Consider the following 16,111-nt stretch of genomic DNA (forward strand, 5'->3'; position numbering starts at 1 on the left):
ATATCAATATGAGACGTGTTGCTCATTTTACCAACCCACGACAGGCTCAGGCGTTTGTTGATTATATGGCCACGCGCGGCGTGACGCTACGCATTGAGTACGATGAGACTTATTATCTGCTTCTTGAGGATGAAGCGAATGAGGATGTGGTCGAAAACGAACTTGAGCTGTTTGTCCGCGATCCCCTTAACCCGCGTTATCAGGCGGCGAGCTGGGCCTCAGGAAATACCTCAAGTGGTTTAAGCTATCAGCGCTCTTCTCTGCTGGTGAATATTCGTCAGCGGGCGGGTCCGTTGACAATGGCGGTGATGTTGGTCTGTATTGCCATTTTTATTCTGATGCAAATTATTGGCGATCGCAGCGTAATGGCCTGGCTTGCCTGGCCATCTGGTCAGGAACAATATTTCCAGCTGTGGCGCTGGTTCAGTCATGCTCTGTTGCATTTCTCCCTGTTACACATCCTGTTTAACCTGATGTGGTGGTGGTACTTAGGAGGCGTGGTAGAGAAACGGCTAGGCAGCGGTAAGCTGGTGGTGATTACCTTAATTTCGGCACTTCTTAGCGGCTGGATGCAGGCTAAATTTAGCGGCGTGTGGTTTGGCGGGCTTTCGGGCGTGGTCTATGCACTCATGGGATATGTATGGCTACGGGGAGAGCGCGATCCCGAAAGTGGGATTTTCCTGGAGCGTGGTCTGATGGCTTTCGCTATTCTGTGGCTGGTTATTGGCTACTTTGGCGCGTTTGGGTTATCCATCGCTAACGCCGCACATGTCATGGGGCTGATTGTTGGACTGGTGATGGCGTTTGTCGACACAAGACATCGCCATAAATAACGTTCGGAGATTTACGTGAAGCAGACGCAACGACACGACGCCATTATCGATCTGGTACGTCGTCAGGGTTATGTCAGTACCGAAGAGCTGGTTGAGCACTTTACCGTCAGCCCGCAAACGATTCGTCGCGATCTCAACGATCTTGCCGAACAGAATAAAATCCAGCGTCATCACGGTGGTGCGGCGTTGCCTTCCAGTTCAGAAAACTCCGCCTGGCAGGATCGTAAAATGATGTGGTCGGCAGAGAAGGCGCGTATCGCGCAACGCGTTGCCAGCCAGATCCCGGATGGCGCTACGCTGTTTATTGATATCGGCACTACGCCGGAAGCGGTCGCGCATGCGTTGATGAATCACAGCAATCTGCGCATTGTGACTAACAACCTCAATGTGGCGATGCTATTAATGTCAAAGCCTGATTTCCGTTTGATTCTGGCGGGAGGAGAGGTGCGCACGCGGGATGGCGGCATAATGGGTGAGGCGACGCTCGACTTCATCTCACAATTTCGCCTTGATTACGGAATTCTCGGCATCAGCGGCATTGATATGGACGGTTCACTGCTGGAGTTTGATTACCACGAAGTACGCACTAAGCGCGCAATTATCGAGAACTCGCGCTGTGTCATGCTGGTGACAGATCACTCAAAATTTGGCCGGAATGCGATGGTGAATTTGGGCAACATGGGATTAATTGATTACCTGTTTACTAATGAAGCGCCGCCGCCGAGCGTCATGCAGGTGATTGAACAGCATGAGGTACATTTAGAGCTGTGCTAAGTGACGGCACTGCGCCTTCCGGCAAAGAAGGTGCCAGTGCCTGAACCATCCCTTATGCGACGCTCATCCCCATCAGATGCAGCAGCTGTTGCGCCTGTTGTACCGCTTCCTGGCGATGAACCACGCCCAGTTTCTGGTAGAGGTTACGAATATGGGTTTTGATGGTGGTCGCGGCCACATCCAGTTCACCCGCGATCTGATCGTTACTGTAACCCGAATAAATCAGCCCCAGAACCTGCCATTCACGCTGGGTTAGCGGGCTGGTCCTGATCAGTTCCGGTACCTGTGGGTGCGTGAGCAGGCGGCTGACAAAGGTTTCATCAAAGTGAGCAAATTTATGGCGATGGTGCTGGTTAATATCACGCAGGATCCGCTGAGCGCGATGTTGCTCCAGTTCCGGTAGCGTATTCAGCTGCAATAGCTGCCGGAGTTGCTGGGCCATGGCTTCGCCTTCAATGACAAAATGACTGACAAAACCCGTTCGGTTCGCCAGTGAAAGGGCTTCAATAAGCGCTTTCTGTGCCTCACTTTTACGATCGGTTTGCCAGTAAAGCGAATTCATTAACAGTAGATTACGATTAAGATCGCTGACCAGACGCAGACGACGGGCATTATCATTCAACTCATCCAGCACCACTTCCGCTTCGTCATATTGGCCTAAGAGAATTTGTGCCCGGGCGATATTGCGCCACTGTCCCTGCAGAAAGTGGTTACCGGCATCGTCCGGCTTCGCCGTCAGACGTAACCAGTTGGAGGCGGAGACTTTATCATTGGTCATTTGCCAGTAAAGTACTCGCGGCTTATCGGTATTGGTGACCCAGTCGCTGTGATACTGACCGTTGCTGAGCAAGTTTTCGCAGCGGGTAAGATGGCGTCGCGCGTTATCCATATCTCCTCGCGCCAGCGCGCATTTGGCTAACATAGCTAAACACTGTAACTGCTGCTGTGGCTGGAAATTGGCCAGGACCTCAAGACCTTTACGTGCCGCTGCTTCGGCATCGTCGAGATGGGACCAGGACCACAGTAGCTGTGCACGAATACGTAGTAAAAATTCGTGCATCGGAAGCTGCTGCAGTCCCTCATCATTAATGAGCGCGAACGCTTTCTCCTGTATATCGAAGGCGGTTTGCAAAAAGCCTTGCGCGATCAGGATCTCGCTCTGTTGCAGCAGCGCCCACAGCGTGTAATGACAGCTATTATGGTGCCGGGCCATGCTATCCGTTTGCTGCATCATTGCCAGTGCCAGATTGAGCTCGCCCTGGCAATGCAGCACTTCGCCTTTTACCGAAGTGGCAACAATTCGGCTGTAGTAGTTTGCCAGCGGCAACACATTAAGTGCCTGAGTCGCGAGACGCTCCGCCTCTTCAGGCTTATTGGCATTGATGGCGACTTGGGCACGTAACGCATCAAACTCTGCGCTCAGGACTTCGTCGGTCGCGAAATGTTGCATGGCCATCTCCTGCTCGGCACGTGCCAGCAGAAGATTGACCTCACTGTAACGGTGTTGGCTTTGGGCCAGCCACGCCTGTAGCAGGATAAGACTCGGGTTTTCAACCAGTAACTGCCAGGGCAGCGCTTTCAATCCTTCTTCCAGCAAGGCCAGTTCGCTGTGATTAAACAGCGCCCAGCCGTGCTGCAACAGGATATCACGCAGCAGGAGAGTATCCTGTGCGGCCAATGCGTGGTGAATGGCTTCACCGGCATACCCTTGCGCCATCCAGCCTTCGGCGGCGGCACGGTGTAACTGATGCTGATCGCTTCCTAATTCCCACTGACAGCGCTGGCGAAGAAAACTGGCAAACAGTGGATGGAAGTTAAACCATTCACCGCTATCATCCATGCGTTGCAGAAAAAGGCCCTGCCGTTCGGTTTCTTCCAGACGCAGTTGACCATTTTCTTCGCCGGTTATCCGCGAAATCAGCACATCATTCATCGAACGCAGCACCGAACAGCGTAATAAAAAGTTACGCGTGGGGGCATCAACGCAATCAAGAACCTCATCGACCAGATAATCAGAAAGATGGCTGGCGTTGATACCCGCTAAACGTTGTGCCGACTGATGCGTCGGCGTATTGGACTGACGTTCCGTTAGCGCAATAAGCTGCAGCGCGGTAGCCCAGCCAGCGACTTCGTCACATAGGCGCTGGGAGTGGCAGGCATCAATCGGTCGCTGTAAACGGCAATCAAAGAAGGCTTTCGCCTCACCATGGGTAAACGCCAGCGACTGGCTGTTAATCTCCAGTAGCTGCTCTCGTACCCGCAGATTAGCAATACCCAGTGTGGGTAGGTTACGCGACAGGATAACCAACGTCAGATTATCGGGCTGGTGGCGTATAAAAAAACGCATTGCCTGATGGATGGCGTCATTGGTCAGCAGATGGTAATCATCAATAACCAAATACAGCGGAGAATGCCATTCAGAAAGTTCAACGAAAAGCTGGGCAAAGAGCGCGCTCAAATTGGCATATTGACGCTTCTGCGCCATTGCCTCGCTCCGAACACAGTGGCCGCTGGTCGCCTGCTGGATCGCTGCCATAAAGTAGGTCGCGAAGCGTTCGGGATAGTTGTCGCTTTCATCAAGTGAATACCAGCCCAGATCGTTTTTTTCCGCCGCCCATTGAGCAACCAGCGTCGTTTTACCGTAGCCAGCTGGACTATTGACCAGCGCCAATCGGTAATGGCTGATATTCGCGAGCCTTGCAAGCAAACGCTCCCGAACAATAGTGTTCTGAAGCCGCAGAGGACGGCTGAGTTTCGATGGAATTAGCATAATCCTGGCATCACTGTGTGACATAGAAAGACACAAACGGAATTATTTCGCGCTGCGTAATTAAGTACATTCTGCCAGTCCGCAGGCTAATGCAAGGTACGTGACAGACGGAAATTCATTAAGTTGCACCCCATCACACTTCCTCACGCAATTTTTAATTTTTGCTATCGAAAAAGTCGTCATATTAAGAGGTAGCAGGCACGGAAATGTACATGAGATAACGAGAAATAGTGAGCGATATTGTCGTAAATGTTATCTCGACTAAGTATCGGTCATGTCCTTTCATACTTTTTTTTGCTCATTTTCTTTAATGGGGGCGCTTTTTTGAGCATTGGCGTCTTAACTTTAAGGTGCGGGAGATCACAGTTTTTGCTACGCCCCGAGGCTCATCCCCACCAGGATCTTAAACAGGATGATGCCGGGCTCTGGGGCAGAGGTCAGCATGTGTGCATCAATTTTTCGCGAAACCATTCACTTACCTGAAGAGATTAGTATGTCGCAGCCAAAATTCAACAAAGCTCACTTTGAAGCCGCGCTCACGCGCCAGTGGCAGCATTTAGGTTTCAGCGCCGCACAAGAGATGAATCCGCATCAATGGTGGCAAGCCGTAAGTGGCGCTCTGGCCGAACTGCTGGCTGCACAACCTATAGTGAAAGCGCCTAAAAAACAGCGGCACGTAAATTATATTTCCATGGAGTTTTTAGTCGGGCGCCTGACCGGCAATAACTTACTTAATCTGGGTTGGTATCAGGGGGTGAGCGATCTGCTGGCAGATTACCAGATAAACCTGAGCGAACTGCTGGAGGAAGAGGTTGATCCTGCTTTAGGTAATGGTGGCTTGGGAAGGCTTGCTGCCTGTTTCCTGGATTCAATGGCGACGGTAGGCCAGTCAGCAATGGGCTACGGACTCAATTATCAGTATGGTCTGTTTCGTCAGTCATTCAATGACGGACATCAGCATGAAGCGCCTGACGATTGGCACCGCGCAAGCTATCCATGGTTCCGTCATAATGCCGCGCTGGACGTGGACGTTGCTATTGGCGGTAAGGTAATCAAAGACGACCAGGGTCAGCCCCACTGGCAGCCAGAATTTGTGATGCGCGGAGAGGCCTGGGATCTGCCTGTTATTGGTTATCAGAACGGCGTAGTTCAACCGCTGCGTCTCTGGCAGGCTACGCATGTGCATCCTTTCGATTTTGAACTGTTTAACGAAGGACAGTTCTTGCAGGCCGAACAGCAAGGTATTGATGCAGCCAAACTGACGAAGGTCCTCTATCCAAATGATAACCATCAGCAAGGTAAACGTCTGCGCCTGATGCAGCAATATTTCCAGTGCGCCTGTTCAGTGGGCGATATTCTACGCCGCCACCATCAAGCGGGACGGAAAATCACCGAGCTGGCTGATTATGAGGTTATTCAGCTTAATGACACCCACCCGACCATCGCGATCCCCGAGATGTTACGTATTCTGCTGGATGAACATCAATTATCGTGGAAGGAAGCCTGGGCGATCACCAGTCATGTATTTGCCTATACCAACCATACGCTGATGCCAGAGGCGCTGGAGCGTTGGGATGAGAAGCTGGTACGTGGCCTGCTACCGCGCCACTTTATGATTATCAAAGAGATTAACCGTCGCTTCAAAAAGCAGGTGGATAAACAGTGGCCAGGTGACGAAGCAGTCTGGAATAAGTTGGCTATTGTGCATGACAAGCAGGTACGGATGGCTAACCTCTGCGTGGTAAGTGGCTTCGCGGTTAATGGCGTCGCGGCTCTACACTCCGAACTGGTGGTTAAAGATCTCTTTCCTGAATATCACCTGTTGTGGCCAAACAAATTCCACAATGTCACCAATGGTATTACGCCACGTCGTTGGTTGAAGCAATGCAATCCGGCGCTAGCGTCGTTGATTGATGAGACGCTAAACGTTGAATGGGTCAATAATCTTGATGCCCTGAAAGGATTAGAAGCTTTTGCGGATGATCAGGCATTCCGCCAGCGCTATCGCCAGATTAAGCATGATAATAAACAGCGGTTGGCGAACTGGATTAAGCAACATACGGGTATTGCGGTTAATCCGGAAGCGATGTTTGATATTCAAATTAAACGCTTACATGAATATAAGCGCCAGCATCTGGGGCTACTGCACGTACTGCACTGCTATCGCCAGCTGCGTGATAATCCGCAGCAGGAAACGGTGCCGCGCGTATTTCTGTTTGGCGCGAAAGCTGCTCCGGGTTACTACCTTGCGAAAAACATTATCTACGCGATCAATAAAGTGGCGGAGAAGATCAACAACGATCCGCTGGTGGGCGATCGCTTGAAGGTGGTGTTTATTCCGGATTACCGCATCACCGCAGCAGAGATGATGATCCCTGCTGCCGATCTCTCCGAGCAGATTTCCACGGCGGGTTATGAAGCGTCAGGTACCGGCAACATGAAACTGGCACTTAACGGCGCACTCACCATCGGTACGCTGGATGGTGCCAATGTTGAAATCGCCGAGCAGGTCGGCGAGGAGAATATCTTTATATTCGGTAAGACCGTTGATGAAGTTAAGGCTCTGAAGGCGAAAGGCTACGATCCCGTTAAGCTTCGCAAAAAGGATAAGCATTTAGATACGCTGTTAAAAGAGATGGAAAAGGGCTTTTTTAGCGATGGTGATAAACATGCCTTTGACCTGTTGCTCAATAGTCTGACAAAGGGGGGCGATCCCTGGTTGGTATTAGCTGATTTTGCTGACTATTGCGCAGCACAAAAACGAGTGGAAGCACTCTGGCTGGATAAAGAGGCGTGGACCCGTGCAGCAATTCTGAATACTGCACGCACCGGAATGTTTAGTTCGGATAGGTCTATTCGGGATTATCAAAGCCGTATCTGGCAGGCAAAACGCTGAGGCCAGAGCAGGCTAAAACGCTTTCGTTATCGCTGGATTTTTTGTTAAAGAAGCCGCGTGAAGGGTGACGGGATTATCAGGATATTCAATGGATCTACATCAACTTGATAAGGCCGCGACGGCGGCCGGTATTGCCTCCAGCTATATTAATGCGGAGGGAGAGCAGCAGGCGATTGAGGAAACCACCAGACGCCGGCTGCTTGCCGCGATGGGAAAACCCACACTGGTGAGTGCCTCGCCGCTTCCGGCAGCGAAAGTATTCAGCGGCACGCGCAAGCGTCAGTTGCTGATCGGAGGAAAAGGTTGTTATCGCTGGCACCTACAAACTGAACACGGTAAACAGCATGAAGGTGAAGTTCAGGCAGGAGAAACCCTTAGTCTGCCATCAAGGCTGGCGGACGGTTATCATCAGTTAACCCTGACCCAGGGGAAGCAGCAGTGGCCATGCCGCATTATCGTAGCACCGACGCGTTGCTTCGAGCCTGCACCACTGCGTGAAGGGAAAAAACTTTGGGGCACCTGTGTACAGCTCTATACCTTGCGCTCAGAAAATAACTGGGGGATAGGTGATTTCGGCGACCTCCATACGATGCTGGATAATATCGCCGATCGTGGTGGTGCTTTTATTGGTCTGAATCCCATCCATTCGCTCTATCCTGCGAATCCGGAAAGTGCCAGCCCCTATAGCCCTTCATCACGTAGATGGCTTAACGTTATTTATATTGATGTCAGCCGCGTTCCAGATTTTCAGCAGAGCGAGGCGGCTCAACGTTGGTGGCAGCAAGACACGACGCAGCAGACACTCGCGCAAGTACGGCAGAGTGAGTGGGTTGATTACACTACCGTCAGTGAACTGAAAATGACCGCATTACGGCTGGCGTGGCAGCAGTTCTCCACGCGAGCGGAGAACGATACGACGCGCGCGCTTTTTAAGCGCTTTATTACCTTAGGCGGCGGTAGTCTGTTTTATCAGGCGGCGTATGACGCGATGCATCAGGCGATGCTAAAACAGGATCCGCAGTTCTGGGGCTGGCCGGTATGGCCGGAAGCTTATCAGCATGCCCATAACGATGCCGTACAGAAGTTTTGTCAGCAAAATCAGGATGAAGTCAATTTTTGGCTGTGGCTACAGTGGTTGGCCAACCTTCAGTTTGATGCGTGCTGGCAGCAGAGTCAGCGGCGCAATATGCCTATTGGCTTATACCGCGATCTTGCTGTCGGCGTAGCAGAGGGCGGATCCGAAGCCTGGAGCGACCGTGAGCTATACTGCCTGAAGGCTTCGATAGGCGCGCCACCAGATATATTGGGACCGCTCGGGCAGAACTGGGGGCTACCCCCGATGGACCCGCACGTTATGGCCGCTCGAGGCTATCAGCCCTTTATTGATTTACTGCGTGCCAATATGGCCAGCTGTGGCGCATTACGCATCGATCATGTGATGTCAATGTTACGGTTGTGGTGGATCCCTTACGGTGAAACGGCCGATCATGGCGCTTATGTTTATTATCCTGTAGACGATTTAATGGCGATCCTGGCACTGGAAAGTCAGCGGAATCAGTGCATGGTGATTGGTGAGGATCTGGGAACCGTACCGGTAGAGATCATTGGTAAGTTGCGTGATAGTGGCGTCTATTCATGGAAGGTGCTCTATTTCGAACAGGAGAGCGCCGATCGCTATCGTGCGCCTGATGCCTGGCAGACGCAATCAATGGCCAGTGCCACAACGCATGATTTACCAACGCTACGTGGGTTCTGGGCTTCTGGCGATTTGGCGTTGGGTGAAACCTTGGGGTTGTATCCGGATGAGGTGATATTACGCGGCCTGTACGAGAATCGCGATCGACAAAAGCAGGCTCTGTTGAATGCATTGCATCAATACCATTTCGTCCCGAAGCGCTTTGGTAAGCGGGCATCGCACTTATCCATGTCACCTCAACTAAACCGGGGAATGCATCGCTTCATTGCCGATAGCGGTTGCGCGCTTTTAGGTCTGCAGCCCGAAGACTGGCTGGACATGGCGATGCCGGTCAATATTCCGGGCACCACCGATCAGTATCCTAACTGGCGTCGTAAGCTGAGTCACACGCTGGAAGCCATGTTTGCTGATGACGGTGTAAATCGGTTGATTCGGGATATCGATCGTCGCAGAAAGAAAGCGTAAAAAAACGAAGGGCGACCTGAAGGTCGCCCGGAGTATTTAATAGTAAGAGTGCTCGCCGCGCTGATGCTCGGTCAAATCGCGCACGCCTTTCAGCTCGGGAAATGTCTGCAACAGTTCTTTCTCGATGCCTTCTTTCAGTGTCACATCCACCATAGAGCAACCGTTACAGCCGCCGCCAAATTGCAGAATAGCGTACCCTTCTTCGGTGATCTCCATCAGCGAGACTTTACCGCCGTGGCCAGCCAGTTGTGGGTTAATCTGCGACTGAAGTTGATATTCGACACGCTCAATCAGTGGCGCATCATCAGAAACTTTACGCATTTTAGCGTTAGGTGCTTTCAGCGTCAGCTGTGAACCGAGATTATCGGTAACGAAGTCGATTTCCGCGTCTTCAAGGTAAGGTGCACTCAGTTCATCAACATACGCCGAGAGTTTATCGAACTCCAGTTTAGTGTCTGTTGCTTCAACCGCGTCCGGCGGGCAGTAAGAGACGCCACATTCAGCGCCAGGCGTACCCGGGTTAATTACGAATACGCGAATTTGGGTGCCATCTTCCTGGTTTGACAGCAGTTTTGCGAAGTGTTCTTGCGCAGAGTCAGAAATACGGATCATGGCTATTGCTCAATAGTTGACTAATCTGGTTGGTTATAATACGCCCATCACTGGCGCTCTACAAGGTTCGGCACAGGCACCAAACCTGGATGCTGGCGGCCCCTTCGGCCATTAACAGGCGACTGATTTCATCGACCGTACTGCCTGTGGTGACGACATCATCGATTAATGCGATATGGCGCCCACGTAACGCGATTTCAACCCTGAAAGCGTCGTGCAAATTCTTACGTCGTGCCCGTGCGGTTAGCTGATGCTGAATGCGTGAGGGGCGAACGCGAACGAGTCCGGCAGGACGGTACTCACATCCGATCCAGTGCGACAATTTACGCGCCAGCATATCGGTTTGGTTAAACCCGCGTTGCCATGCACGACGCTGATGTAACGGCACAGCAAGAATAAGGTCGGGCCTGGGCAACTGCCGCGTACGGCGTGCATGCAACCAGCTTAGCAAAATTAGCCGCGCCAGCATCACAGAGAGTGCGGTAATACGATTAAATTTAAATCGTAGCACCAGTGGGCTCAACGGCGGTTGATAGTTGCTGACGTAAACTAATGTGTGCCACGGCGGGGGGCGGAGCAAACAGCGGCCACATTCAATATGTGATTGCCCCGCAGGTAACCCACAGCGCGGGCAACTGATTGGGCGCTGAGGTAAATGGCGATAACAGAGGCTACATATACCATGTTGATAGAGCATTAGCGGTATCTGGCATAGCCAACAACGGCCCGGCATTGGTAGCATAACAACCTCCAAATAAAAACAGGACAATAACCGATGTCGCAGCTTTACTGGCAGACTGAAGGGACAGGAAATACCGATCTTGTGCTGCTGCACGGATGGGGACTGAACGCAGAAGTATGGCATTGCATTATCGATCGGCTTCGCTCGCATTTTCGTCTCCATCTGGTGGATTTACCCGGTTATGGCCGTAGCAATGGCTGGACGGCGATGTCGTTAGATCGGATGGTAGAGGTCATTGAAGCGCACATGCCGGAACGGGCTATCTGTCTTGGGTGGTCGCTGGGCGGCTTGGTTGCCAGCCAGATGGCGCTTCGTTACCCGTCGCGCGTGCAGGGAATTATTAATGTTGCTACTTCCCCTTGTTTTACCGCACGAGAAGCATGGCCGGGTATTAAACCAGAGACGTTACTTAGCTTTCAGCGCGAGTTAAGCGGTGATTTTCAGCGTACCGTTGAGCGGTTTCTTGCTTTGCAAACGCTGGGAACCGAACGTGCACGTCAGGACGCCCGCATCTTAAAAAATGTGGTGTTGTCACTGCCTATGCCTTCGGTAGAAGTGTTGGATGGAGGGCTGGAGATTTTACGTACTGTGGATTTGCGTGAGCCGATGACGGCGTTAACGCTGCCGCATTTGCGCATTTATGGCTACCTGGACGGTTTGGTACCGCGGAAAGTCGCGACACTTCTGGATAAACAGTGGCCGGAAAGCCAATCGGTAGTGTTAGAAAAAGCTGCACATGCGCCCTTTATTTCGCATCCTGAACTGTTCTGTGAACAGTTAATTGAATTTAAAAAATATTTTCAGTGACAGGCCGTTGTCTTCTGCTGCCGCCATCGATATGGCGGTGTTATTAACATCCTGAAATAGAATTGGAGATTTTGAAAATCTCAGTAATACTTGATGGCGTGAGCAAGGCCGCTTATATCCTGAATAACTTGAGTTGCAGAGTGACCAGTACACCTGCGACCTGAAGTATAGCGGGGCGATTCTCGTTATTTTAATGCCCAGGGAGCATGGGTAGATTTCTTTCTCTCGGCACCTTCTCTGGTTTGCGGCTGCACACATCCAACACAATCCTAAGGAGAGATATTGTATGAATGTTTTGAAAACAGTTGCTGCAACGTTAGTCGTGGGTTCTGTTTCTTTTGGTGCGCTGGCTGCGGAAGAGGTTACCAAAGAACAGGTTGATACTATGAAACTGGAGAAGGTCGCGACCGTGACTACCACGGCTGAAACGACGTCACCGATGGATGCGAAGCAAAAGCTCTCTCAACTGGCTGATGAAAAAGGCGGGAAATACTTCCTGGTCATCGCGGGTCGCGAGCATGGAAGAATCAGCGCAACGGCTGATGTTTATAAAGATCCTGCCCAGTAACACGAGTGATATATATGCTGTATTGTCATCCGTCGACCAGTGCAGGAGCACAGCGAGGATAGCACAGTAGCAGGCATGCCAGAGCAGGCGTGCCTGTGTTCAATGTTGCCCCTTCTATGCACCGTATGGCGGGATAGCGTCAGTATGCCTTACGCACGTGTGAATATGGGCGTCCGTTAACCGTGATTACATTGTTTCGAACACCCCTTACACTGCCCCTCTGAAAGGGTATTTATCGGGATGAGCATCGGTTTTACTTTGATTTTTCTTAACGTCCCGACCACCACAATATTGAAGATGATCACCAGTGAGATCGCGATAAGACTGGTTTTGGGATGTTGCTGGAAGGTCGCTGCTTGGTAAAACAGTGTCGCCAGTGAGTAGGCCAGGTTAAGTCCCCACAGAATGGAAAAAAGCATCCACCGCCGGCTACTTTCACGGGCGATAGCGCCCATCACCGAGACGCAAGGAACATACAACAGGACAAATAGCAGATAGCTGAAGGCCGCGGCGTCATTGGCAAATTTTCGACTCATCATCCCCATTGCCCCCGAAGCCATCTCACCGTCGCCCTTACTGGCTTCAATCGGATTTGCTAACACGCTGAGACTGAATGTCGCCTTCAGGCCTTGCCATGTTTCATCCAGCGCATCGACTAATTCACCACGCAGACTGAACTGACTGGCATCAAACGCGTTATCGTTAATGGCTTCAGCGGTATAGAGCGTATTTAACGTCCCAACCACCACCTCTTTCGCCATTGCCCCGGTAACGAGTCCCACGGTGGCCTGCCAGTTATCATTATGCACGCCAAAAGGTGCAAGCAGCGGTGTGATTGCCCGGCTGACGGTCGCCAGCGCCGAGTCATTAATATGGCTGACGGGCTGGCCACTAAATGAAAAACTGTTCAGGGCGCCAATGAGCATGCTGGCGATAACGATCACTTTACCGGCGCGCAGTACAAAACCCTTCAGGCGTTGCCAGGTTTGCAATAGCAGGCTTTTCAGATGCGGTACGTGATACACCGGCAGTTCCATCACAAAGGGGCTGGCTTCACCACGCATCAGTGTATGCTTCAGCAGCAATCCGGTCAGAATTGCCATAACAATGCCAATGATATAAAGGCTGAACACCACCAGTGCGCCTTTTTGTCCAAAGAACGCAGCGGCAAAGACGGCAAAAATCGCCAGGCGTGCACCGCAGGACATAAAGGGCGCCATCATTACGGTAATCAGGCGTTCACGCGGTGCGTCCAGCGTACGTGCGCCCATTACGGAGGGCACATTACAGCCAAAGCCAACAATCAGTGGTACAAAGGATTTTCCGGGTAGTCCCAGCGCCTGCATGAGCCTGTCCATGACAAACGCCGCACGCGCCATATAACCGGAGTCTTCCATAAAGGAGAGAAACAGGTACATCATACCGATCTGGGGGACCAGCGGCAGTACGGTATTAATACCGCCGCCGATCCCTTGAGCCAGAAACACCGTTAGCCACTCAGGGAAATGCAGCGCCCAGCCCACCCATTGCAGACCGTGAATAAACAGTGCGGCGGAACCGATATCAAACAGCGGCTGTAGTGCACCGCCAATATTGATCGCCAGCAGAAACATCAGGTACATCATCAGCAGAAAGATAGGCAAGCCCAGCCAGCGATTGAGAATGATGCGATCGAGGCGTTGCGATAGACGATTCGGTGTAGCCAACTTGCAGTTGCTTACCGCCGCGCTAATTTCTTCAATTACGTGGTAGCGTGCAGCAACAATTGTTAGTGCCGCCTCTTGCGTTAGCTGCTGTTGCAGTGGGAGCAATAGATCCCGCGCGATATGACCGGCCTGTGAAGCACTATAGATATCACCTTCCAGCATCTGCAATGCGAGCCAGCGCCGTTGCGCCGCTGAACGCTGTGCTGGCATAGCGTCAGCCAACACGGTAGTCGATTGTATAATCTCCGGTGGATAGGGAATGCTCAATGCGGGCGCAGCGAGCGTGAAGCTATCGATGGCCTGTTTAAGCGCCTCAATACCCTGGCCACGGGTTGAGACCAGCGGAATAACCGGGCAGCCGAGCTGCAGTGCCAGCGCATCCACATCAATCTCTATTTGCTGGCTTTCAGCAATATCCAGCATGTTTAGCGCCACGATACAGGGGACGCCAAACTCCCGCAGTTGCAGGGTAAGGTAGAGATTCCGCTCCAGATTGCTGGCATCCACCACGTTAATCAGCAAATCTGCATCGTTGCTGAGAATATAGTGACAGGCAATCTGTTCATCTAATGAGCCGTGCTGAGAAAGGGTGATAAGCGAATAGGTTCCGGGCAGATCAACCAGCCGTACGCGGTACTCGCGAGTAGTGAACTGGCCCTCTTTACGCTCAACGGTGACGCCTGCCCAGTTACCAACGCGTTGACGGGCCCCCGTCAACTGATTAAACAGTGTGGTTTTACCTGCGTTTGGGTTGCCAATCAGGCCAATGGAACAGTTTTTCATGCTTTCTCCTGCTCACCCAACGGTTCGAGCTGCAGCAGCGCTAAATCTTTTTTACGTAGCATCAAACTGACGCGGCGTGTTTCGATTTGCAACGGATCGCCGAGTGGCGCAATGCGCACGACATTAAAGACCGAACCTGGTAGCAGGCCGAGTGAAAGGAGTTTTTGCCGATAGGCTGCACCGACGGAAGCAGTAAACCCAATGATTTTATAGCGCTGTTTGGCAAGAAGTTGCATGAGTGAGCACCTCGTAAAACGATACCGCAATTTTAATGAGAATTATTATCGTTAACTTTGACATAAAACAATAACCGGAAGGATAGCCGGTGAGGACCTTATCGGGCAGTTAGCAAAGGTTACCGTTATGCGAGAGGTTCACGAGATATATCGCTGCAATTTCAGGAAAAGGCTTACTGTCTTCAGATTTTATCTCTGTTATATCCCTCATGCTTGCCGGTGCGCTGTAGCACCCGTCGTGATAAGCATCGCGCTAACAAAAACAGAAAAAACGTACTGGCTAAGTCACCCTCTCCGTTGCAAAAATGTTTGACAGACAAGGAATGCCGACGCTATGAACACAATGACACACCAACTCCCTCAAGGGATTGCGCTGACTCTTCATCAACCTGACCACCAGACGGCAGCCCTGCCGGTTATCGTGTTATGTCACGGTTTTTGTGGTATTCAGGATATTTTATTGCCCGCTTTCGCGCGCCATTTTACCGGTGCCGGTTTCTGCACCGTCACGTTTGATTACCGGGGATTCGGCGCCAGTGAGGGCGAGAGAGGCCGCCTGGTGCCCGCGATGCAGATCGAGGATATTCTCACCGTAGTCGATTGGGTTAAAGCTCGGCCGGAAGTGGATAAAAAACGTATAGGGCTATGGGGAACTTCATTTGGTGGTTGTCATGTTTTTGGTGCGGCGGCAAAAAGCGCGGATATAAAATGTATCGTCAGCCAGTTGGCCTTTGCTGACGGTGAAGAAATTGTCACCGGGAAGATGTCTGATGAAGAAAAAAGTGGCTTTCTGCTTACACTGGACAAAATGGCCGCAAAGCAGCAGACAACGGGCAAGGAGATGTTTGTCAGCGTGACTCGCGTATTAAGCGATGAGGAGTCAAAGGCCTTCTTCGAAGAGAACCGGGTTCGCTATCCGGCGATGGATAGTAAAATTCCATTCCTGACGGTGAGAGAAACCTTGCAGTACAAACCTGCAGAGAATGCCCGCCAGGTCAGTTGTCCAACGCTGGTCGTGGTGGCTGGTGACGATAAGGTTAATCCGCCCGAGCAGGGTGTGGCGTTATTCGATGCCGTCAAAGCGAATGATAAACATCTGCACATAGAGAAGGGCGCTCACCACTATGAGATGTACAGCGGCGAACATTTTGAGCGTGTAGTAAAAATCCAGACGGAGTGGTTTACACGCCATCTGTAATCGGCGCGCCATAACGGGGAGAACG

At 51.6% G+C, this 16,111-nt stretch carries 11 protein-coding genes and 1 pseudogene; 7 read left to right on the top strand and 5 right to left on the bottom strand.

Translation table 11 applies throughout. The features are described 5' to 3' along the window. Positions 1–8 precede the first annotated feature (8 nt). Together glpG and J1C60_RS01305 are read left to right on the top strand one after the other, a co-directional pair. Positions 9–833 carry a rhomboid family intramembrane serine protease GlpG gene (gene glpG, locus J1C60_RS01300; RefSeq protein WP_128177043.1) on the top strand — a complete coding sequence of 275 codons (825 nt, stop codon included), beginning with the start codon at positions 9–11 and terminating at the stop codon, positions 831–833. Positions 834–848: 15 nt separating this feature from the next. Then, a complete protein-coding gene (locus J1C60_RS01305) occupies positions 849–1,607 on the top strand; it encodes a DeoR/GlpR family transcriptional regulator (protein ID WP_128177045.1) in 759 nt (252 codons plus the stop codon). 52 nt (positions 1,608–1,659) lie between these two features. On the opposite strand, the gene malT is transcribed toward J1C60_RS01305, so the two are convergent. Further along, positions 1,660–4,377, bottom strand: a complete 2,718-nt coding sequence (malT, locus tag J1C60_RS01310; RefSeq protein ID WP_128177046.1) for an HTH-type transcriptional regulator MalT — start codon at positions 4,375–4,377, stop codon at positions 1,660–1,662. A 493-nt stretch (positions 4,378–4,870) separates the two neighbouring features. Between malT and malP the strand changes: the two genes are divergently transcribed. Then, positions 4,871–7,273, top strand: coding sequence for a maltodextrin phosphorylase (gene malP / locus J1C60_RS01315; RefSeq protein WP_128177048.1), 2,403 nt, complete (start codon positions 4,871–4,873; stop codon positions 7,271–7,273). A gap of 88 nt (positions 7,274–7,361) precedes the next feature. Then, positions 7,362–9,434, top strand: coding sequence for a 4-alpha-glucanotransferase (gene malQ, locus J1C60_RS01320; protein WP_128177050.1), 2,073 nt, complete (start codon positions 7,362–7,364; stop codon positions 9,432–9,434). A gap of 36 nt (positions 9,435–9,470) precedes the next feature. On the opposite strand, the gene nfuA is transcribed toward malQ, so the two are convergent. Continuing rightward, a complete protein-coding gene (gene nfuA / locus J1C60_RS01325) occupies positions 9,471–10,046 on the bottom strand; it encodes a Fe-S biogenesis protein NfuA (RefSeq protein ID WP_128177052.1) in 576 nt (191 codons plus the stop codon). A gap of 58 nt (positions 10,047–10,104) precedes the next feature. After that, positions 10,105–10,788 (bottom strand): DNA utilization protein GntX, encoded by a 684-nt coding sequence (gene gntX, locus J1C60_RS01330; protein WP_128177053.1) that lies wholly within the window; start codon positions 10,786–10,788, stop codon positions 10,105–10,107. A gap of 33 nt (positions 10,789–10,821) precedes the next feature. Here gntX and bioH point away from each other — a divergent pair, with 33 nt between their 5' ends. Beyond that, complete coding sequence (bioH, locus tag J1C60_RS01335; RefSeq protein WP_128177055.1) at positions 10,822–11,595, top strand: pimeloyl-ACP methyl ester esterase BioH; 774 nt, start codon at positions 10,822–10,824, stop codon at positions 11,593–11,595. 286 nt (positions 11,596–11,881) lie between these two features. Further along, positions 11,882–12,163, top strand: a complete 282-nt coding sequence (locus tag J1C60_RS01340; protein ID WP_128177057.1) for a YdgH/BhsA/McbA family protein — start codon at positions 11,882–11,884, stop codon at positions 12,161–12,163. Positions 12,164–12,420: 257 nt separating this feature from the next. Here J1C60_RS01340 and feoB read toward each other — a convergent pair. After that, a pseudogene (gene feoB, locus J1C60_RS01345) lies at positions 12,421–14,652 on the bottom strand (Fe(2+) transporter permease subunit FeoB); the annotation flags it as partial. Further along, positions 14,649–14,888 (bottom strand): ferrous iron transporter A, encoded by a 240-nt coding sequence (gene feoA, locus J1C60_RS01350; RefSeq protein ID WP_128177061.1) that lies wholly within the window; start codon positions 14,886–14,888, stop codon positions 14,649–14,651. The pseudogene feoB and the gene feoA, both read right to left, overlap by 4 nt. Positions 14,889–15,222: 334 nt before the next feature. Between feoA and uilS the strand changes: the two genes are divergently transcribed. After that, complete coding sequence (gene uilS / locus J1C60_RS01355; RefSeq protein ID WP_128177063.1) at positions 15,223–16,086, top strand: UilS family quorum-quenching N-acyl-homoserine lactonase; 864 nt, start codon at positions 15,223–15,225, stop codon at positions 16,084–16,086. Positions 16,087–16,111: the final 25 nt, after the last annotated feature.

This window comes from [Pantoea] beijingensis, assembly GCF_022647505.1.
GTDB lineage: Bacteria > Pseudomonadota > Gammaproteobacteria > Enterobacterales > Enterobacteriaceae > Erwinia > Erwinia beijingensis.